The sequence below is a fragment of the Okeania sp. SIO2B9 genome (assembly GCF_010672505.1).
GTDB lineage: Bacteria > Cyanobacteriota > Cyanobacteriia > Cyanobacteriales > Microcoleaceae > Okeania > Okeania hirsuta.
The window spans coordinates 1-1992 of record NZ_JAAHGK010001357.1; the positions used below are offsets into that span (position 1 = coordinate 1).

Below are 1992 nucleotides of genomic sequence, written 5' to 3' on the forward strand. Positions count from 1 at the left end.
TCCCGCCAAGGAATGCGCACTAAAATCGGTACGAGGTATCGCCAAAAGATGCACCTATTAGGACATCAAGATAGGAAACAGGAAACAAAGATCAGAATTTTAGACAAAGAGTCTATTTTTGGATTTTTGACAAATCATCTAGACTTGCTATATCTAAGAAAATTATTAACACTTCTAATAGTAGTCGTTTTAACTTCCGGTTTGGTCAGTTGTAGCGATCGCTTCTCTGAGCGACCTCAACTTAGGGAGGAAAAACCTGCAACAACTTCTAGCTCTAAAATATTGGAAGTTTCGCCACCAGAAATAATTCAACAACTGCGTCAAGCAATCGACATCTACAAACCACAAGTTACAATACAAAGTCCTCAACCAGACCAAATATTTGAAGACAATACTATTACAGTGCAACTCCAGGTGAAAGACCTACCTATATTTAAGTCAGAATTAGACTTAGGACCTTATCTGGAAGTAATTTTAGACAACAAACCTTATAAAAAAATCTATGACCTAAATCAATCCCTGATTTTATCAGACTTAGAACCTGGTACTCATACTATCAGAGTTTTTGCTTGTAGTCCGTGGGATGAAAGTTTTAAGAATGAAGGTGCTTATGCTCAAACAACTTTTCACATTTTCACTAAAACTACGAATAATAATCCTGCTCCAAATTTACCACTATTAACTTACAATAGTCCCTTGGGTGACTATGGTGCGGAACCCATCTTGCTTGACTATTATCTTACCAATGCACCATCGCACTTAGTCGCACAGGAAGATCCTGAAGATGAAATAGTTGATTGGCGTATTCGTGTTACGGTTAATGGAAGCAGTTTTATTGCCGATCAATGGCAGTCAATATATTTACAAGGGTTTCATCCAGGAAAGAATTGGATCGAGTTAGAATATATTGATGATGAGGGTAATGCACTCAATGAGATTTATAATAGCACTATTCACTTGATTACCTACGAACCAGGTGGACAAGATACTCTCAGCAAAATCATTGCTGGAGAAATTTCACTTAAGGAAGCATATAGTATAGTTGACCCAGAATACATTTATGAGGAAACTCAAGCAGAAGTAACTCCAGAATTAGAAATAGAGGATATTCCTACTACTGAATCAGAAGAAATAGAAGCAGAGGAAACATTAACTGCACCGGAAATAGAGGAAACTTCTACTACTGAATCAGAAGAAATAGAAGTAGAGGAAACATTAATTGCACCGGAAATAGAGGAAACTTCTACTACTGAATCAGAAATAGAGGAAATTCCTGCTACTGAATCAGAAGAAATAGAAGTAGAGGAAACATTAATTGCACCGGAAATAGAGGAAACTTCTACTACTGAATCAGAAATAGAGGAAATTCCTGCTACTGAATCAGAAGAAATAGAAGTAGAGGAAACATTAATTGCACCGGAAATAGAGGAAACTTCTACTACTGAATCAGAAATAGAGGAAATTCCTGCTACTGAATCAGAAATTGAGGAAACATTAATTGCACCAGAAATAGAGGAAGTTCCTGCTACTGAGTCAGAAATAGAGGAAACATTAATTACACCAGAAATAGAGGAAGTTTCTACTACTGAATCAGAAATTGAGGAAACATTAATTACACCAGAAATAGAGGAAGTTTCTACTACTGAATCAGAAATTGAGGAAACTTTTACTGAAGAACCAACCTCAAAAATAGAAACTACCGACGAAGCAAAGGAACTACCAACAACAAAAGAAAAAATAGGTGAATTTGTGAATCGTGTTAGAGATATATTTAAAGGTATTAGGAATAAAGTTACCGAAAAACAGAAATCAGCAACTCTAGACACAATAGAAAAACCAAATGTAGAAGAAAATTTCAATCCATCAGAAAAATCTGAAGTTGAAGATTCACTTCAGGAAAATGAGTTTCCTAGTCTACCAGAAATAGTAGAGGAAGTACCAACACCAGAATCAAGAGTATTTTCAGATTCAATTTATTCAGTAATTTATTGA

Annotated in this window: 1 protein-coding gene; it reads left to right on the top strand. The window is 35.6% G+C overall.

The features are described from left to right. On the top strand, positions 1 to 1992 hold a 1992-nt coding region (locus F6K13_RS30710; RefSeq protein ID WP_353735741.1), incomplete at its 5' end, for a hypothetical protein.